Origin of the sequence: Plantactinospora sp. WMMB334 (assembly GCF_049179095.1) — a bacterium.
GTDB lineage: Bacteria > Actinomycetota > Actinomycetes > Mycobacteriales > Micromonosporaceae > Plantactinospora.
The window spans coordinates 2,929,021-2,945,353 of record NZ_JBMHME010000002.1 but is presented as its reverse complement, the minus strand read 5'-3'; the positions used below and the strand labels follow the sequence as shown (position 1 = coordinate 2,945,353).

Annotated in this window: 14 protein-coding genes; 7 read left to right on the top strand and 7 right to left on the bottom strand. The window is 73.4% G+C overall.

The features are described 5' to 3' along the window. Window positions 1-172 precede the first annotated feature (172 nt). The 3 genes from ACN27G_RS12600 to mshC all read left to right on the top strand — a co-directional run bounded on the left by ACN27G_RS12600 (window position 173) and on the right by mshC (window position 2,967). Entirely contained in the window at window positions 173-748 is a 576-nt protein-coding gene (locus tag ACN27G_RS12600; protein WP_421492988.1) for a DUF3090 domain-containing protein, read from the top strand. 31 nt (window positions 749-779) lie between these two features. Next, complete coding sequence (locus ACN27G_RS12595) at window positions 780-1,598, top strand: SCO1664 family protein (RefSeq protein ID WP_421492987.1); 819 nt, start codon at window positions 780-782, stop codon at window positions 1,596-1,598. Between the two features lie 130 nt (window positions 1,599-1,728). Beyond that, window positions 1,729-2,967 carry a cysteine--1-D-myo-inosityl 2-amino-2-deoxy-alpha-D-glucopyranoside ligase gene (gene mshC, locus ACN27G_RS12590; protein ID WP_421492986.1) on the top strand — a complete coding sequence of 413 codons (1,239 nt, stop codon included), beginning with the start codon at window positions 1,729-1,731 and terminating at the stop codon, window positions 2,965-2,967. Between the two features lie 66 nt (window positions 2,968-3,033). Here mshC and ACN27G_RS12585 read toward each other — a convergent pair whose 3' ends face one another. Both ACN27G_RS12585 and ACN27G_RS12580 read right to left on the bottom strand, forming a co-directional pair. Beyond that, a complete protein-coding gene (locus ACN27G_RS12585; RefSeq protein WP_421497311.1) occupies window positions 3,034-3,825 on the bottom strand; it encodes a GntR family transcriptional regulator in 792 nt (263 codons plus the stop codon). A gap of 215 nt (window positions 3,826-4,040) precedes the next feature. Next, window positions 4,041-4,910 (bottom strand): PAC2 family protein, encoded by an 870-nt coding sequence (locus ACN27G_RS12580; RefSeq protein WP_421492985.1) that lies wholly within the window; start codon window positions 4,908-4,910, stop codon window positions 4,041-4,043. A gap of 779 nt (window positions 4,911-5,689) precedes the next feature. Here ACN27G_RS12580 and ACN27G_RS12575 point away from each other — a divergent pair. Further along, complete coding sequence (locus ACN27G_RS12575) at window positions 5,690-6,412, top strand: neutral zinc metallopeptidase (protein WP_421492984.1); 723 nt, start codon at window positions 5,690-5,692, stop codon at window positions 6,410-6,412. A gap of 188 nt (window positions 6,413-6,600) precedes the next feature. Then, window positions 6,601-7,242: an HAD family hydrolase gene (locus ACN27G_RS12570; RefSeq protein WP_421497310.1), complete on the top strand. Its 642-nt coding sequence runs from the start codon at window positions 6,601-6,603 to the stop codon at window positions 7,240-7,242. A gap of 136 nt (window positions 7,243-7,378) precedes the next feature. On the opposite strand, the gene ACN27G_RS12565 is transcribed toward ACN27G_RS12570, so the two are convergent. From ACN27G_RS12565 to ACN27G_RS12545, 5 genes are all read right to left on the bottom strand, one after another. Then, the gene (locus tag ACN27G_RS12565) at window positions 7,379-9,928 is read right to left on the bottom strand and encodes an ABC transporter permease (protein WP_421492983.1); all 2,550 of its coding nucleotides are present in this window, start codon (window positions 9,926-9,928) and stop codon (window positions 7,379-7,381) included. Beyond that, window positions 9,928-10,695, bottom strand: a complete 768-nt coding sequence (locus tag ACN27G_RS12560; protein WP_421492982.1) for an ABC transporter ATP-binding protein — start codon at window positions 10,693-10,695, stop codon at window positions 9,928-9,930. Before ACN27G_RS12560 ends, ACN27G_RS12565 begins: the two co-directional genes overlap by 1 nt. A 398-nt stretch (window positions 10,696-11,093) precedes the next feature. Beyond that, entirely contained in the window at window positions 11,094-11,798 is a 705-nt protein-coding gene (locus tag ACN27G_RS12555) for a response regulator (RefSeq protein ID WP_421492981.1), read from the bottom strand. A gap of 16 nt (window positions 11,799-11,814) precedes the next feature. Next, window positions 11,815-13,077, bottom strand: a complete 1,263-nt coding sequence (locus ACN27G_RS12550) for a sensor histidine kinase (RefSeq protein WP_421492980.1) — start codon at window positions 13,075-13,077, stop codon at window positions 11,815-11,817. Between the two features lie 65 nt (window positions 13,078-13,142). Continuing rightward, entirely contained in the window at window positions 13,143-14,108 is a 966-nt protein-coding gene (locus ACN27G_RS12545; RefSeq protein WP_421492979.1) for a RecB family exonuclease, read from the bottom strand. Window positions 14,109-14,336: 228 nt separating this feature from the next. Here ACN27G_RS12545 and ACN27G_RS12540 point away from each other — a divergent pair, with 228 nt between their 5' ends. Next, window positions 14,337-15,395, top strand: a complete 1,059-nt coding sequence (locus tag ACN27G_RS12540; RefSeq protein WP_421497309.1) for a M50 family metallopeptidase — start codon at window positions 14,337-14,339, stop codon at window positions 15,393-15,395. Further along, complete coding sequence (locus tag ACN27G_RS12535; protein WP_421492978.1) at window positions 15,392-16,333, top strand: tRNA (adenine-N1)-methyltransferase; 942 nt, start codon at window positions 15,392-15,394, stop codon at window positions 16,331-16,333. The genes ACN27G_RS12540 and ACN27G_RS12535 overlap by 4 nt, the downstream gene beginning before the upstream one ends.

The window sequence follows — 16,333 nt, the reverse complement described above, 5'->3', positions numbered from 1 at the left end:
GGATCGGACCCTGCCCAGGTCGGGGCGGGTGCCGGCGGGGCCGGGTCCGTCCCGACCGGGAGCGGGTCGGCGCACGGTGGCGGCAGGGACGACCGGCGTGCGGATCGGGGCGTATGGTGATTCGGGTCGGTGGGCTGCGCGCTGTGGTATCCGGCCGGATAGGGTCGTGGGTATGACCCACCAGGTGCACGCATTCGAGCCGCCCGAGCGGTTCGTCGCCGGAACTGTGGGTCCGCCGGGTGAGCGGACGTTCTTCCTCCAGGCGCGGGGCGGAGGCCGACTGGTCAGCGTGGCCCTGGAAAAGGTCCAGGTGTCGCTGCTGGCCGAGAAGCTCGAGGAGCTGTTGACCGAGGCGCACCGGCGGTTCGGCGTCGAGCTGCCCGAGCCACCCCCGGTCACCTCCGACAACGAGCCGCTGGACACGCCGGTCGACGAGGAGTTCCGGGTCGGCACCCTCGGCCTGGCCTTCGACGTCGACACCGCCACGGTGGTGATCGAGGCGATCGCCGCCGGTGAAGCCGAGGCGGAGGTCGAGCTCGCCGGCGGCGAGGAGGAGGTCGACGAGGAGGAGGAGCCCGACGACGACCTCGACCGGCTGCGGGTCAGGTTGACCCCGCAGGCCGCCCGCGAGTTCATCGAGCGGGCCCGGCGGGTGGTGGCGGCGGGCCGGCCGCCGTGCCCGCTCTGCGGCCAGCCGCTCGACCCCGCCGGCCACCTCTGTCCGCGGCACAACGGCTACCACCGGTGACCGTCGCCGTCCGCCGTCCGGGACCGCCCCGGTGACCTCCGCCGACCTGCGACCGGCGTTGGACGAGAGCGATGCCCTCAGGCTGCTGCGGGGAGGCGAGTTCGAGCTGGAGGGCCGGCTGGTGGACGCCTCCAACACGACCCTGCGCGGGTTCCTGACCCTGGACGGGGTCACGGCCCGCTGCGTCTACAAGCCGGTCCGGGGCGAACGGCCGCTCTGGGACTTTCCGGACGGGACCCTGGCCGGGCGGGAGGTCTCGGCGTACCTGGTGTCCCGGGCCACCGGATGGGACCTGGTCCCGCCCACGGTGCTCCGGGACGGACCGCTCGGCACCGGCGCCTGCCAGCTCTGGATCGACGAACCGGAGCAGGCGGAGCCGCTGGTGGGCTTCGTGCCGGCCCGGCGCCTGCCGGCCCGGTGGTTCCGGGTCGCCGCCGCCCGCGACGAGGAGGGCGCCCCGTACGCTCTCGCGCACGCCGACGACCCCCGGCTGGCCCGGCTCGCCGTGCTCGACGCCGTGATCAACAACGCGGACCGCAAGGGCGGACACGTGCTGGTCGGGGCGGACGACCGGATCTACGGCGTCGACCACGGGGTCTCCTTCCACGTGGAGGACAAGCTGCGGACGGTGCTCTGGGGCTGGTCCCGGCGGGATCTGCCGCCGGACGCGCTGGAGATGCTCGCCGAGCTGGCCCGGGGGTTGGCCGGCCCGCTGGGCGAAGACCTCGCCGAGCACCTGACCGTCGGCGAGGTCGCCGCGACGGCACGCCGGGTCGACAGGCTGCTGGGGACGGCCCGCTTTCCGGAGCCCTCCGAGGAGTGGCCGGCCATCCCCTGGCCACCGATCTGATCACCTCGGCCGCCGGTCGATCCGATCGCCTCGACGGCGTCGCCCGCGACCACCTCGACCACCTGTCGATCCGGTCACCCCGACCGCTGGCCGGGCAACGGGGATCCGCCGGCTGGCTAGGGTGGTGACCATGGAAACCTGGGTGGGTCACGAGATTCCGCGGCTGCCGGGCAGGGGACCGCGGCTCGCTCTGTACGACTCGGCGCGCCGCGCGGTGCACCCGACCCGGCCCTCCGGGCCGGCGACGATGTACGTCTGCGGCATCACCCCGTACGACGCGACCCATCTGGGGCACGCGGCCACGATGATCACCTTTGACCTCGTGCAGCGGGTCTGGCGGGACGGCGGCCATCCGGTCAGCTACGTGCAGAACGTCACCGACATCGACGACCCCCTGCTGGAGCGGGCCGAGCGGGACGGCGAGGACTGGGTGGTCCTGGCGATGCGGGAGACGGCGCTGTTCCGCGAGGACATGGAGGCGCTGCGGATGATCCCGCCCGCGCACTACGTCGGCGCCGTCGAGTCGATCCCGGCCATCGCGGAGAAGGTCCGGGAGCTGCTCGACGACGGTGCCGCGTACCGGCTCGACGACGGCACCGGGGACGTCTACTTCGACGTCGCCACCGCACCCCGGTTCGGTTACGAGTCCAACCTCTCCCGCGACCAGATGCTCGGATACTTCGCCGAGCGCGGCGGCGACCCGGACCGGGCCGGCAAGCGGGACCGGCTCGACGCGCTGCTCTGGCGCGGTGCCCGGGACGGCGAGCCGGCCTGGGACGGCGGGCCGCTCGGTCCCGGGCGGCCGGGCTGGCACATCGAGTGTGCGGTGATCGCGATGGCGCTGCTCGGGGAGACCATCGACGTCCAGGGCGGCGGCAACGACCTGCTCTTCCCGCACCACGAGTGTTCGGCGGCGCACGCCGAGCGGCTGACCGGTGCGGAGCCGTTCGCCCGGCACTACGTACACGCCGGGATGATCGGCCTGGACGGCGAGAAGATGTCGAAGTCGAAGGGAAACCTCGTCTTCGTCTCCCGGCTGCGGGCCGACCACGTGGATCTGATGGCGGTGCGGCTGGCGCTGCTCGCCGGCCACTACCGGGCCGACCGCGAGTGGACCGACGACCTGCTCAAGGAGGGCACGCAGCGGCTGGCCCGCTGGCGGGAGGCCGCCGCCGCGCCGGCCGGGCCCGCCGGCCCGGAGCTGTTGGCCGGGGTACGCGAACGGCTCGCCGACGACCTCGACTCGCCGGGCGCGCTGGCCCTGCTGGACCGCTGGGTGGACGCCACGCTGGCCCGGTCCGGGAGCGATCCGGCGGCGCCGGACCTGATGGCCGCCACCGTCGACGCCCTGCTCGGCATCAGGCTCTGAGTCGCCGGGGACAGCGGCGGCGGACCCCGGACGGCGCCGTGGCGGGGCGCGCCGCCACGACGGCTGTCAGCCGAGCACGAGGCCGGGGTCCGGGTCGGTCTCGGGCGCGGGGCCGGGGACCTGGTACTGCTCGGTGAGCGTGGTCATCGGACCGGGCCAGGTCGCCTGGGCCACCTCGACCGGCCGGTGGGCGGCGTCGTAGGCGACGTGCAACAGGTGCAGCACCGGGGTGTCCGGCCGGATCTGCAGGATCTCGGCCTCCTCCCGGCTCGGCTGGCGGGCGCTGATCTGGTCGGTCGCCGAGACGTAGCGCCGGCCGATCGCCTCCTCGGCCTCCTGGTAGAGCGGCCGGCCGTACGCCTCCATCCGTTCCAGGCTGGTGCCGGCGGCGTCGGCGGTGCGGAACCAGGAGGCGCCGACCTCGACCGGCACGTCCTCGGTGCGTACCAGGTGCCGGCGGACGACCAGTTCGGTGCCGTCCGGCACGCCGAAGGCGTCGGCCACCTCGGGCGGTGCGGGTGCCCTGCCGACCTGCACCAACTGTTGCCGGTACCGGGCGGCGAGGTCGGCGTGGTAGCCGCGGTGCCCGCCGTACCGGCCCCGGGAGAGCCGGTTGAGGCGCCGGCGGGTGCCCCGGACGTACGTCCCGGAGCCCGGCTTGGTGATCAGGACGCCCTCGACCCGGAGCTGGTCGATGGCGCGCTGGACGGTCTGCTTCGCCACCCCGAACATCTCGGCGATGGCCGGGATGGAGGGGAGGCGGTCGCCGGCCGCCCAGTCGCCGTTGCGGATCCGCGCTCGTAACTGCGTGGCGATCTGCCGGTGGGGGAATTCGGCCGCTCCCGGGTTGATCTGCACCGACACCTCCTGAGCCACGGAACAGCGCTAGGTTCCTAGGATGCTGTACGGGATGTGCCCCACACAACCGGGACACGCCGCTGACAACGAAAAGCTGAGGAGCGGTACCCGGCGCTCGCGCGAGCGCCGGGTACCGCTCCTCAGGACGTCGGGACGCTCAGGAGCCGACGGGTATTCACCAGGAGCCGACGGTATTCACCAGGAGCCGACGGTACTCACCAGGAGCCGGCGGTCGGACCGGCCGAGCCGCCGCGACGGCGGAGGTACTTCTCGAACTCCTGGGCGATCTCGTCGCCGGTCAGCGGCTGGATGCCGGCGTCGCCGACCCGTTCCTCCAACTCGCGGACGTACTCGCCGAGCTCCGCGTCCTGCTCGGCGGCGGTGCGGACCCGCTGCTCCCACTCGGCGGCCTCCTCGGCCAGCTCCGACATCGGCACCGGCAGGTCGAGGACCTCCTCGACCCGGTGCAGCAGTGCCAGGGTGGCCTTGGGGCAGGGCGGGTTGTTGGCGTAGTGCGGCACGTGCACCCAGAACGACACGGCTTCGAGCTCCGCCCGGCTCGCGGCGTCGTGCAGCACCCCGACGATGCCGGTCGGGCCGTCGTAACGGGTCGGGGTGAGCTGGTAGCGCTCGGCGGCGCCCTTGTCCGAGGCGCTGCCGCTGATCGGCAGCGGCCGGGTGTACGGCACGTCGGCCAGCAGCGCACCGAGCAGCACGATCCGATTGATCTCCAGGCTGTGGCAGAGCTCCAGCACCTGTTCGCAGAAGGTGCGCCAGCGCATGCTCGGCTCGATGCCCCGGATCAGCACCACGTCCCGGTCGGTACCGTCCGGGCTGGCCCGCATGAACCGCGTGGTCGGCCACTCGACCCGGCGGGTCTCGCCGTCGGCCATCGTGATCGTCGGTCGGCTCACCTGGAAGTCGTAGAAGTCCTCCGGGTCCAGTTCGGTGATCTGGCGTGCCTGCCACACCTGTTCGAGGTGCTCGACCGCGGCCGTGGAGGCGTCCGCCGCGTCGTTCCATCCCTCGAAGGCCGCGATCGCGACCGGCGAGCGCAGCATGGGCAGCCCGTCGAACTCGGTCACGCCCTACCCCCAGCGTGCGTGCCGCGGCCGGGCCGTGCGGCCCGGTGCCGTGCGGCGGTGTCCCCGATCTGCCTGGTACTGCCGTCCCTGTTGTCCCTCACGTCCGTCAGCCTACGTCCCTGACCCGGATGCGGCCCGCCGGCCGCGCCGGCTCCGCCCGCCGGGGACGGAACCCGCCGGGACGACCACCACGCCGATGGTCCGGACAACCCGGTCGGAACGGGCGATCGTCGGGGACCGGGCCAACGCGAAGTGGGCGCCGGTGCGAGGCGCCGGGCGGGCGGCACCAGTGTGTGGCCGGCCGAGGTGTTTCCGGGCGAAGACGGGCCGGCGGCGGACGGGCCGCCGGCCGGCTCCGCCGCGCTGCGGTGGATCCTTCCCCGGCCGGTCGGCGGCGGTACTTCTCCGTCCTGGGCCGCCGGGCGGCACCGAGCCCGGCGGCGTCGGGCCGGGTCCGGCGGGCCCCGGTCGTGGTGGCGTCGAGCAGCAGCCTCCGGACCAGCGCGGGCCCGCCGTGCAGGCCGACGGCGGCGGGGATGGCGAGACACGTCACGACCAGCACCAGCAGCGTCCACAGTGGTGCGTCGCCCCAGCGCGACACCGATGGTCGGCAGGATGAGAACTCCGAGGTTGCGCCGGATCCGTCCCAGCGGCACGATCATCGGAAAGGCATCCTCCCGATCGCTGGCCGGCGGGGTCGCGGGTCGCTTCGGAAAGGGGTCTAGCCGGGATCCGGGGCGGCAAGTGTTCTGCTGCGTCGACCGAATGGGAGGCCCCCGATGCGCCCGTTGCGCCGTACCGACCGGCTCTGGCGGCTGATCGCGCTGACGGCGGTGCTGGTCGTCGCGGCCGCCTGCGCGTTCGGCGGGCCGGATCCGCAGGACGATCCGGGTGCCTCCGGCGAGAACGACGCGACCAGGGCCGACGGCACCATGACGGTCGAGGAGTTCCGCAGCGACATCGACGGGGCCGTGCAGGTCGCCGAGGAGTACTGGACCCAGCGGTTCGAGGCGTCGGGGGAGCGGTTCCAGCCGATCCGCCGGATCGTCGCGTACCAGCGGGAGGGCGAGGTCGCCTGCGCCGGGCAGGGGCTTCCCCGCAACAACGCCGTCTACTGCTCGGCGGGCGACTTCATCGCGTACGACGTCAACTGGGCGGTCGCCGCCTTCCGCCAGGTCGGCGACGCGTTCCTCTACTACCTGCTGGGCCACGAGTACGCGCACGGCGTGCAGGTGCGGCTCGGCATCCGCTACGACTTCACGATCCAGCAGGAGCTACAGGCCGACTGCATGGCCGGTGCCTACCTCGGCGACTCGGTGCGTTCGGGAGCGCTCACCATCGAGGAGGGCGACCTCGACGAGCTGGTCGCCGGCCTGCGGGCGGTCGCCGACGATCCGGACCAGCCGTGGTTCGCCGAGGGGGCGCACGGCAGCGCCGAGCAGCGCACCGATGCCTTCTTCGGTGGCTACGAGCGCTCGCTGGACGCCTGCGACCTCCGCTGACCCGTGACCGCCGGCGGGGGAGGGGCCGGTGCTGAGGCATCCGCCACACCCGCCCACCGGCACGGCGACGGTGCCGGGCGGCGTTGGCATGATCGGCTACGGCCGGGCCGCATCGGCTACGGTCGGGCCGTGTCCTAGTCCGGGAGGAACCCCTGAACAGCCAGCATCCCGCCGCGGTGCTCTTCGACATGGACGGCACGCTCGTCGACAGCGAGCGGTTGTGGGACGTCGGGCTCCAGGAGCTCGCCACGCACTACGGCGGGACGCTCTCCGAGGAGGCCCGGCTGGCGATGGTCGGCACCAGCATGGGCGTCTCGATGGAGATCCTGCACAGCGACCTGGCCCAGCCGTGGCGGGATCCGGAGGCCAGTGCCGCCTGGCTCGACCGCCGGGTCAGCGAGATGTTCCTCACCGACCTGGTCTGGCGGCCCGGTGCACTCGCCCTGGTCACGGCGGTACGCGCCGCTTCGGTGCCGGCCGCGCTGGTCACCTCGACCCGGCGCGCGGTCGTCGAGATCGCGTTGGAGACGCTCGGCCGGGACACCTTCGAGGTGGTGGTCTGCGGTGACGAGGTGGCCGCCACCAAGCCGGACCCGGAACCGTACCTGACCGCGGCCCGGCTGCTGGACGTGCCGATCGCCCGCTGCGTGGCGATCGAGGACTCGCCGGCCGGGGTGGCCAGCGCGCTCGCCGCCGGTGCCGCCGTACTCGCGGTGCCGCACGCGGTGCCGGTCGACCCGGCCGACGGCGTACGCCTGCTGCAGACGCTGGCCGGGGTGGACCTGGAGCTGCTCGCGGACCTGCTGGCCCCGCTCGACCTGCCGCGCTGACCGGCTGCCGGCTCGCCCGGGACCCGCCCTCCGGCGGTGCCCCGGCCGCCACCCGTGAACCGCCGGGGGTGGCGCCCGTCCCGACGCCACCCCCGGCTCCGTCGCCCACGGCCACCCCCACGGCCCTGGGCGGGCCTCACTCGTGCGCGATCGCGCCGAGCACGTTCAGCCGGGCGGCCCGGATCGCCGGCAGTACCGCCGCGACCACCCCGACAACGGCCGCCAGGCCGAGGAAGAGCCCCATCTCGGTCCAGGGCAGCACCAGGTCGCTGATCCCCTCGTCCCGCAGCGCCCGGACCACGGCCGCGCCGAGGCCGGCGCCGACCGCCACCCCGAGCAGGGCACCGAAGACCGAGATCACCACCGCCTCGACCGTGATCATCCGCATGGTCTGCGCCCGGCGCAGCCCGATGGCCCGCAACAGGCCCAGCTCCCGGGTCCGCTCCAGCACCGACAGGGCCAGCGTGTTCACGATGCCGAGCACGGCGATCAGGATCGCCAGCGCCAGCAGGATCTGGATCATTGTCAGCAGCCCGTCGAGCTGGCTGGTCTGCTGCTCGATGAAGTCCGCCCGGTCGGCGACCGACACCTCGGGGCTGGCCGCGAGCAGCGCCTCGACCCTGGGCAGCACGTCGTCGACCGAGGCGCCCGGCGCCAGCTTCAGGTACGCCTGCGTCGGCTGCGGCATCGCGAAGTCGCTCGCCGCCCCGACCGGCAGCAGGAAGCCGCCGAACAGATCGGACTCGGCGTAGATCCCGGTCACCGTGTAGGTCTGCGCGTCACCCCGGGACAGTTGCACCGGGACGGTGTCGCCGACCGCCAGGCCGCGGTCCTGCGCCGTCCCGGAGTCGACCAGGATCTGGTGCGGGCCGAGCGTGTCGATGCTGCCGGCGGTCGGGGTGGCCCGGTAGATCTCCCGCAGCGCCGCCACGTCACTGGTCGCGGTGATCCAGGACTGCTCGCCGTCGACCAGCGCCCGGTCGCCGTAGATGCCGGCGACCATGCCGACCCCGGGCAACGCGGCGGCCTGGTCCAGCACCGCCGGGTCGAAGCTCGGCGGCCGGGGACCGGACTGCGCGCCGGAGATGACCAGCTCGGCCTGGATGGTCTCCTCGGCCAGCGCGGTGATGCTGCTCTTGGCCGAGTCGAGGATCACCGTCACCCCGGTGACGAGGGCGATGCCGACCATCAGCGCGGCGGCGGTGATCGCGGTCCGCCGCGGGTTGCGTCCCGAGTTCAGCCGGCCCAGCTTGCCCGGCACCGACCAGGAGAAGATCCGGCCGAGCAGCCCGACCACCGGGCGGCTGATCAGTGGCGTCAGCAGCGCCACCCCGACGAACGAGAGCAGGACGCCGCCGAGGATGGTCAGCAGGGTGTTGTCCCCGGTGTTGCCGCTCAGGCCGAGCGCCATCAGGGTGCCGCCGACCGCGGTCACCACCGCGCCGGCGGCGGAGATCTTCGTCAGCGGCCGGTCCGGGGTCGCCACGTCCTGCATGGCGGCGACCGGAGGGATCCGGGAGGCCCGCATCGCCGGGAGCACCGCGGCGACGACCGTGACGATCAGGCCGACGGCGAAGGCACTGATCACCGCGGCCGGTGGTACGCCGAGCCCGGCGAGTTGCAGTCCACCGGCGGTCTGCCCGAAGACGTACGCCAGCAGCGCGCCCACCCCGATGCCGGCGCCGAGGCCGAGTACCGAGGCGAGCAGGCCGATCGCGACGGCCTCGACCAGCACCGAACCGATCACCTGGCGGCGGCCCGCGCCGATCGCCCGCAGCAGCGCGAGTTCCCGGGTCCGCTGGGCGACGATGATCGAGAAGGTGTTCAGGATCAGGAAGATGCCGACGAAGAGGGCGACCCCGGCGAAGCCGAGCAGGATGTTGTTGAAGAATCCGAGGCCCTCCTTCAGCCCGGCGGAGGCGTCCGCGGAGAGCTGCTCGCCGGTCTTGACCACGTAGCCGTCGCCGAGGGTTGCCGCGATGTCGTCGCGCAGCGTCGCCGGGGCCACCCCGTCGGCCGCCTCGACGCTCAGCTCGGAGTAGACCCCGGGCTGGCCCAGCATCAGTTCCTGGGCGACCGGCTCGGTGAACGCCACCTCCTGGGCGCCACCGAGGCTGTCCCGGTCACCGCTGTAGCCGAAGATCCCGACGACGGTGAAGTCGCGCCTCGGCTGGCGGGTCAGGATCCCGACCCGGTCGCCGACGGCGAGCCTGCCGGCCGTGGCCACCGCCGCGTTGACCACCACCTCGTCGTCGGCGGTCGGCCCGCGCCCCTCGCGCAACCGCACCAGGTCGCTCTCGCCGGTCCAGTTCGAGCCGAGCTGGGGCGGACCGAACGAGGTCAGCGCCTTGCCGTTGCTGCCGATCACCCGGGCGCCGTCGGCGGCGGCCACGCCGGTGACGCCGGCCACCCCCGGCACCGCGCGCACCTGCTCCAGGGTGCTGGCCGGGAACGGGGCGGCGATCTGCTCGCCCTCCATCTCGGCCACCTCGATCTTCGGCTTGGCGCTGACGCCGACGTCGGTTCCGGCGTACGCGTCGTTGAAGATGGTGTCGAAGGAGCGGCCCAGGGTGTCGGTGAGGACGAAGGCGCCGGAGACGAACATCACGCCGAGCACGACGGCCAGGCCGGAGGCGACCAGCCTGGCCTTGCGGGCGAGCAGGCTCTTCAGGGTGGCGCGCAGCATCAGAGTCCCGCCTCGGCGAGCCCGTCGAGCTTCTTCATCGTGTCGAGCACGGTCTCCGGGGTCGGTTCGACGAGTTCGGAGACGATCTGGCCGTCGGCGAGGAAGATGACCCGTCCCGCGTAGGAGGCGGCGACGGGGTCGTGGGTGACCATGACGATGGTCTGCCCGTACTCGGTGACGGAGCGGCGCAGGAAGCCGAGCACCTCGGCACCGGACCGGGAGTCGAGGTTCCCGGTCGGCTCGTCGGCGAAGATCACCTCGGGGCGGGAGGCGAGCGCCCGGGCGCAGGCGACCCGCTGCTGCTGCCCGCCGGAGAGCTGTGCCGGGCGGTGGCCCAGCCGGTCCCGCAGCCCGACGGTGTCGATGACGGTGTCCAGCCATTCCCGATCGGGTTTACGGCCGGCGATCGAGAGCGGAAGCAGGATGTTTTCCAGTGCGGTCAGCGTGGGCAGCAGATTGAACTGCTGAAAGACGAAACCGACTTTGTCCCGACGCAGTTTGGTGAGACCCGCGTCACCGAGTCCGGTGACGGCGGTGTCGCCGATATGGATGCTTCCCCTGGTTACCGAGTCGAGGCCGGCAAGGCAGTGCATCAGGGTGGACTTGCCGGATCCGGATGGGCCCATGATGGCGGTGAACCGGGCCTGTTCGAATTCCGCATTGATACCGCGCAGGGCGACGACCTGTGCCTCGCCGCTGCCGTACACCTTCCACACGTCGCTGGCTCGGGCCGCCATCCGCGCACCTCGGGCTACCGTCGCGGTCACCTTCATCTCCCCCTAGACAAATTGTGGTCCGGCCGGACCCGTGATCCGGCCGGCAGCATCCATGGTCCGTGACGCGGGCGGTTCCGGCGTCCGACCCGCGATGGAGTTCGACGCGGACAATCCGCTGCGGGTGGGCCCTGACAACGGATCAGGGTTGTCCCTGACAGATATGTGTCGGCGTCGTTAACTGCATCGCCGGCTACCACTGAGAACGATAGGCCGGGAAAGCGGTGGCGCCGTCGTGCGCCGGGATGGTCTTCGGGTACGCCTCCCGTCCGGCCCGCTCCTCCGGCGGTACGACCCGGGGAGCTGTCGGTCGTAGGCGTACGGTGCCCTGCGGCGTACGTCGGAAGGGGTAGGCGGGACGGTCTCCGCGCCGGGGCGGGGCGGCGGCGGGTTCAGGCGCCGGGGCGGACGAGGCCGGTCTCGTAGGCCAGCACCACCGCCTGGACCCGGTCGCGGAGCCCGAGCTTGGTCAGCACGTGCCCGACGTGGGTCTTGATGGTGGTCTCGCTCACCGTCAGCACCCGGGCGATCTCCGCGTTGGAGAGCCCCCGGGCCACCTGGACCAGCACCTCCCGCTCCCGCTCGGTGAGCACGCCGATCGCCTTCGGCGGCGCCGCCTCCGGGTCCGGCAGCGACTCCGCGAACCGGTCCAGCAGGCGCTTGAGGATGCGCGGCGCGACCACCGCCTCGCCGACGGCGACGGTACGGATGGCGGTGACCAGGTCCTCCGCCGGCACGTCCTTGGCCAGGAAGCCGCTCGCCCCGGCCCGGAGCGCCCCGACAACGTACTCGTCGAGGTCGAAGGTGGTCAGGATGAGGACGCGTACCGGCAGCCGGGCGTCGATGATCGCCCGGGTGGCGGCGACGCCGTCCATCCGGGGCATCCGGATGTCCATCAGCACCACGTCGGGAAGGAGCCGCCGGGCCAGGTCCACCGCCTCCACGCCGTCGCTGGCCTCGCCGACGATGTCGAGGTCGTCCTCGGCACCCAGCACCATCCGGAAGCCGGTACGCAGCAGCGGCTGGTCGTCGGCGAGGAGGACGCGCACCGGCCGGGTCGACTCCCTGCCGCCACCGGTCTCCCTGCCGTCGCTCATGTGTCCCTGCCGTCGCTCATGCCGCCCCCTTGTCCATCGGCGCACCCAGCTGCTCCATCGGCATCTTGGCGTAGACCCGGTAGCCACCGCCGGGGCGGGGGCCGGTGCGCAGGGTTCCACCGTAGAGGGCCATCCGCTCCCGCATTCCCACCAGGCCGTGCCCGACCCGTCCGCTCTCCGGTGCCGGCCCCCGGCCGGTGTCGGAGATCTCGACGATCAGCCAGTAGATCCCGAAGCTGAGCCGCACCTGCGCGGTTGCCGTGCCGGCGTGCTTGAGGGTGTTGGTCAGCGCCTCCTGGACGATCCGGAAGACGGTCAGCGCCACTCCCGGGTCCAGCGGGCCCGGGGTGCCGTCGACCCGCAGGGTCACCGGCAGTCCCGCCTCCCGGACCTGCTCGACCAGGGCCTCGATGCCGGCGAGCCCGGGCTGCGGGGCGAGTTCCGCGGCCGGTTCGGTGTCGGTGCGCAGCACGTCCAGCAGCCGGCGCAGCTCGCGCAGGGTGGTCCGGCTGGTCTCCTCGATGCTGCCCAGCGCCCCGTCGGTGGCCGCCGGGTCCCGGGAGAGCACCCGGCGCGCACCGGTGGCCAGTACGCCCATCACGCTGACGTGGTGCGCGACCACGTCGTGCAGCTCCCGGGCGATCCGCCGGCGCTCGTCGGCGACCGCCTGGTCGGCCAGGGACCGCTGGTTCTCCTCGGCGACCCGGGCCCGCTCCTCCAGCGCCCGGATGGTGGCCCGCCGCGCGTGCACGGTACGCCCGACGAAGAAGCAGACCAGCGCGAGCAGCACCTGGGTGAAGACCAGGTAGGCCGGGGAGGGTTCGGTGAGGTCCGGCGGCGGCGGTTCGAGCAGGGCGACGGTGATCGAAGGGGCCCAGATCGTCGCGGCGGCGAGTGCGGCCTCGCGGAGGGGGAGCAGCGCGGCGGTGCTGTAGGTCAGCAGCACGAAGGCGGCACCGGCGGCGACCGGCTGCGCGCCGACCAGGACCGAGGCGACGAAGGCGGGGACCGCCAGACCCACCGCCGGCCAGGGCGCGGCCCTGCGCAGCGCGATCGGGGCGGCGCAGAGGACGCTCCAGACGAGCAGCCCCGGCCAGCCCTGCGGCGCCAGCCCGGCCGGCGCGGTGCCGACGAACGTCACCTCCAGCGCGACGGCCGCCACCGCCAGCAGCCCGTCCCGGATCAGCCACCGGCGCTGTTCCGGCGTGGGGCGGAAGCGGCGCCGGCCGCCGATGTCCCGGCCGCCGGTGGGGCGGGCGGGTGCATCGGTACGGGTCATGCTGGCGACGCTAGCCGCTCTGCGGCGCGACAGGTCGTCGCCGACGGCGACCCTGCACTCCTCCTTCAGGAGGAGGTTGCCTCCTCCGGCTCAGGGATTGCTGCCGGAGCGGCTCTGGGCCGGGCGGGCGGTGGGGCCGGTGCCGAGGGATCGGCCGGCTCGGTCGGCTCCGGAAACGGCGGTGGCGTCCCGCCGAAGGCGGGGCAGTGCGCCTGGTGACTGCACCAGTCGCAGAGCCGGCTCGGCCTGGGCCGGAACTCGCGGGCCCGGGTCGCCTGCTCGATGGCGCGCCAGAGCGCCAGCACGGTGCGCTCGAACCGGACGAGCTCCTCGGCGTCCGGGGTGTAGTCGCAGACCTCGGCGTCCTTGAGATAGAGCAGCCGCAGCACCCTGGGCACCACGCCCCGGGTGCGCCAGAGCACCAGGGCGTAGAACTTGAGCTGGAACAGCGCCCGGGCCTCGAACGCCTCGCGGGGCGCGCCGCCGGTCTTGTAGTCGACCACCCGCAGCGCGCCGTCGGGGGCGACGTCCAGCCGGTCGATGTAGCCCCGGATGAGCAGCTGGTCGTCGACGACGGTGGAGACGAGGCTCTCCCGCTCGGCCGGCTCCAGCCGGCGCGGATCCTCCACGGTGAAGTAGCCGTCGAGCAACTCGCGGGCCGAGGCCAGGAAGCCGGTCGGGTCCCGGTCACCGCCAATGAAGAGCTCGGCCAGCTCCGCCTGCTCGGCCACCAGCCGGTCCCACTGCGGCGCCACCAGCTCGGCCGCGGCGGCCGGCGTCCGCCGCTCGGCGGGCAGGTCGAAGAGGCGCTCCAGCACCGCGTGCACCAGCGTGCCCCGGGCCTGCTCGACGCTGGCCCGCTCCGGCAGCCGGTCGATGCTGCGCAGCCGGTAGAGCAGGGGGCAGGTCTTGAAGTCGGCCGCCCGGGACGGCGAGAGCGAGGCGGTGACCTGCGGGACGGGCGGAGTGTCGGCCGGCGGATCCACCGGGCCGTGCGAGGCTGTCTGCGATGTCACCGTCTCCGCCGCCATGTCCGGAAGGCTATGTCACGGGTACGACCGAACCGGGCCCGCCCGTCCCGCCATGCGTACCGGCCCGGGTCGGCCAGCGCACCGGCCGCACCGGCGGACCTGTCCGGCGGAAAGTTCCGTAGCATCGGACCGGTGGAGGAAAACTCACGACCACGGCCCGACCCGCCCCGCCGGCCCGGGCTCACCATCGGCCGGGTCTTCGGCGTGCCGGTCTATCTCAACCCCTCCATGCTGCTGCTGGTGGCCCTGATCACCGTCATGTACGGCGAGTTCGTCCGGCAGCAACTCGAGCTCTCCCAGCTCGCCGGCTATCTGGTCGGCTTCGGCTTCGTGGTCTTCCTGCTCGGCTCGGTGCTGCTGCACGAGTTGGGGCACGCGCTGACCGCCCGCAGGTTCGGCATCGGGGTCCGGGGCATCACCCTGGAACTGCTCGGCGGCTACACCGAGATGGAGCGGGACGCGCCGACGCCCCGGGTGGACCTCCTCGTCTCGCTCGCCGGTCCGGCGGTCTCGCTGGTGCTCGGGCTGGTCGGTGTCGCCGCCACCCTCGCGCTGCCCGACGGCACCCTGGCCAACCAGGTCGCCTTCCAACTCGCCGCGAGCAACGTGCTGGTCGCGGTCTTCAACATCCTGCCCGGCCTGCCGCTGGACGGTGGCCGGGCGCTGCGGGCCGGGGTCTGGGCACTCACCCGGGACCGGCACCTCGCCACCGAGGTGGCGGGCTGGTTCGGCCGGGCCGTGGCCATCGGCACCGCGGTGCTCTTCACGCTGCTGACCTGGCTGGGCGGGCTGCCGTGGCTGGGACTCGGGCTGGTGCTGCTGGTCGCCTTCACCCTCTGGCAGGGTGCCGGGCAGACGATCCGGGCGGCCCGGATCAGCCGGCGGTTCCCCCTGATCGACCTGGCCCGGCTGGCCCGGCCGGTCTTCTCGGTGCCCACCGGCACGCCGCTTTCCGAGGCGCAGCGCCGGGGCGCGGACGCCGGCCGGAGCGGCTCCGCGCTCGGTGTGTCGGACTCGTCCGGCCGGCTGGTGGCGCTTGTCGACCGGGTCGCCGCCGACGCCGTGCCGGTGGAACGGCGGCCGTGGGTGGCGGTGGACGCGGTCGCCCGGGGCGTGGACGCGGTGCCGAGTCTCGCCGTCGGGCTCGGCGGGGAGCAGGTGGTGCACGCCGTGCAGGCCCACCCGGGCGCGCAGTACCTGGTGACGTCAGGCGAAGATGTGGTCGGCGTTCTGCACATCGCCGACCTGGCGCAGCTCCTGGAGCCGAAACGGAAGATGACTCAGTGACCGCACAGCCCACCGCCGTACCCGCCGCCCCGCACGCACCGGTGCCGGCCCGCCGGGGCCCGTTCCGCCCCGGCGACCGGGTGCAGCTCACCGACCCGAAGGGCCGGATGCACACCGTCACGCTGGAGCCCGGGCGCGCGTTCCACACCCACCGCGGCGCCCTGGAGCACGACGCGTTGATCGGGTTGCCGGACGGGAGCGTGGTCACCTCGACCGGCGGTACGGCGTACCTGGCGCTGCGGCCGCTGCTGGCCGACTACGTCCTGTCGATGCCGCGCGGCGCCCAGGTGATCTATCCCAAGGACGCCGCCCAGATCGTGACGATGGGGGACATCTTCCCCGGCGCGAAGGTGCTGGAGGCCGGCGCCGGCTCCGGCGCGTTGACCTGCTCGCTGCTGCGGGCCGTCGGTCCGGACGGCGAGGTGCATTCTTACGAACTGCGCGAGGACTTCTCCGAGATCGCGCGCAGAAATGTGGAATCCTTCTTCGGTGGACCGCATCCAGCCTGGACACTCCGGGTGGGCGACGTGGCGAGCTGCCGGGAGTCCGGTTTCGACCGGATCATCCTTGACCTCCTCACCCCCTGGGAGGCACTCGACCTGGTCGAACGCGCCCTGGTCCCGGGCGGGGTCTTCATCGGCTACGTCGCCACCACGCCCCAGCTCTCCGAGCTGGTCGAGGCGCTGCGGGAGCGTGGCGGGTTCACCGAGCCGCGCGCCTGGGAGTCGCTGGTGCGGGACTGGCACGCCGACGGCCTCGCCGTACGCCCGGACCACCGCATGATCGCGCACACCGCCTTCCTCGTCTCGAGCCGCCGGCTCGCGCCCGGGGTAACCGCGCCGCCGCGCCGGCGCAAGCCCAGCAAGGGCGCCGAGGCGTACGCGCTGCGCCGCCAGGCGCAGCGGGACGAGGCGACCTCCGGGCGGGCCGCGGAATGA

Bases quoted from the DNA above. Each gene is read 5' to 3' on its own strand.
- mshC (WP_421492986.1), top strand. From the start codon at position 1,729: ATGGAAACCTGGGTGGGTCACGAGATTCCGCGGCTGCCGGGCAGGGGA.
- ACN27G_RS12550 (WP_421492980.1), bottom strand. From the start codon at position 13,077: ATGACCCGTACCGATGCACCCGCCCGCCCCACCGGCGGCCGGGACATC.
- ACN27G_RS12545 (WP_421492979.1), bottom strand. From the start codon at position 14,108: ATGGCGGCGGAGACGGTGACATCGCAGACAGCCTCGCACGGCCCGGTG.
- ACN27G_RS12540 (WP_421497309.1), top strand. From the start codon at position 14,337: ATGCTGCTGCTGGTGGCCCTGATCACCGTCATGTACGGCGAGTTCGTC.
- ACN27G_RS12600 (WP_421492988.1), top strand. From the start codon at position 173: ATGACCCACCAGGTGCACGCATTCGAGCCGCCCGAGCGGTTCGTCGCC.
- ACN27G_RS12575 (WP_421492984.1), top strand. From the start codon at position 5,690: ATGCGCCCGTTGCGCCGTACCGACCGGCTCTGGCGGCTGATCGCGCTG.
- ACN27G_RS12570 (WP_421497310.1), top strand. From the start codon at position 6,601: ATGGACGGCACGCTCGTCGACAGCGAGCGGTTGTGGGACGTCGGGCTC.
- ACN27G_RS12555 (WP_421492981.1), bottom strand. From the start codon at position 11,798: ATGAGCGACGGCAGGGAGACCGGTGGCGGCAGGGAGTCGACCCGGCCG.
- ACN27G_RS12565 (WP_421492983.1), bottom strand. From the start codon at position 9,928: ATGCTGCGCGCCACCCTGAAGAGCCTGCTCGCCCGCAAGGCCAGGCTG.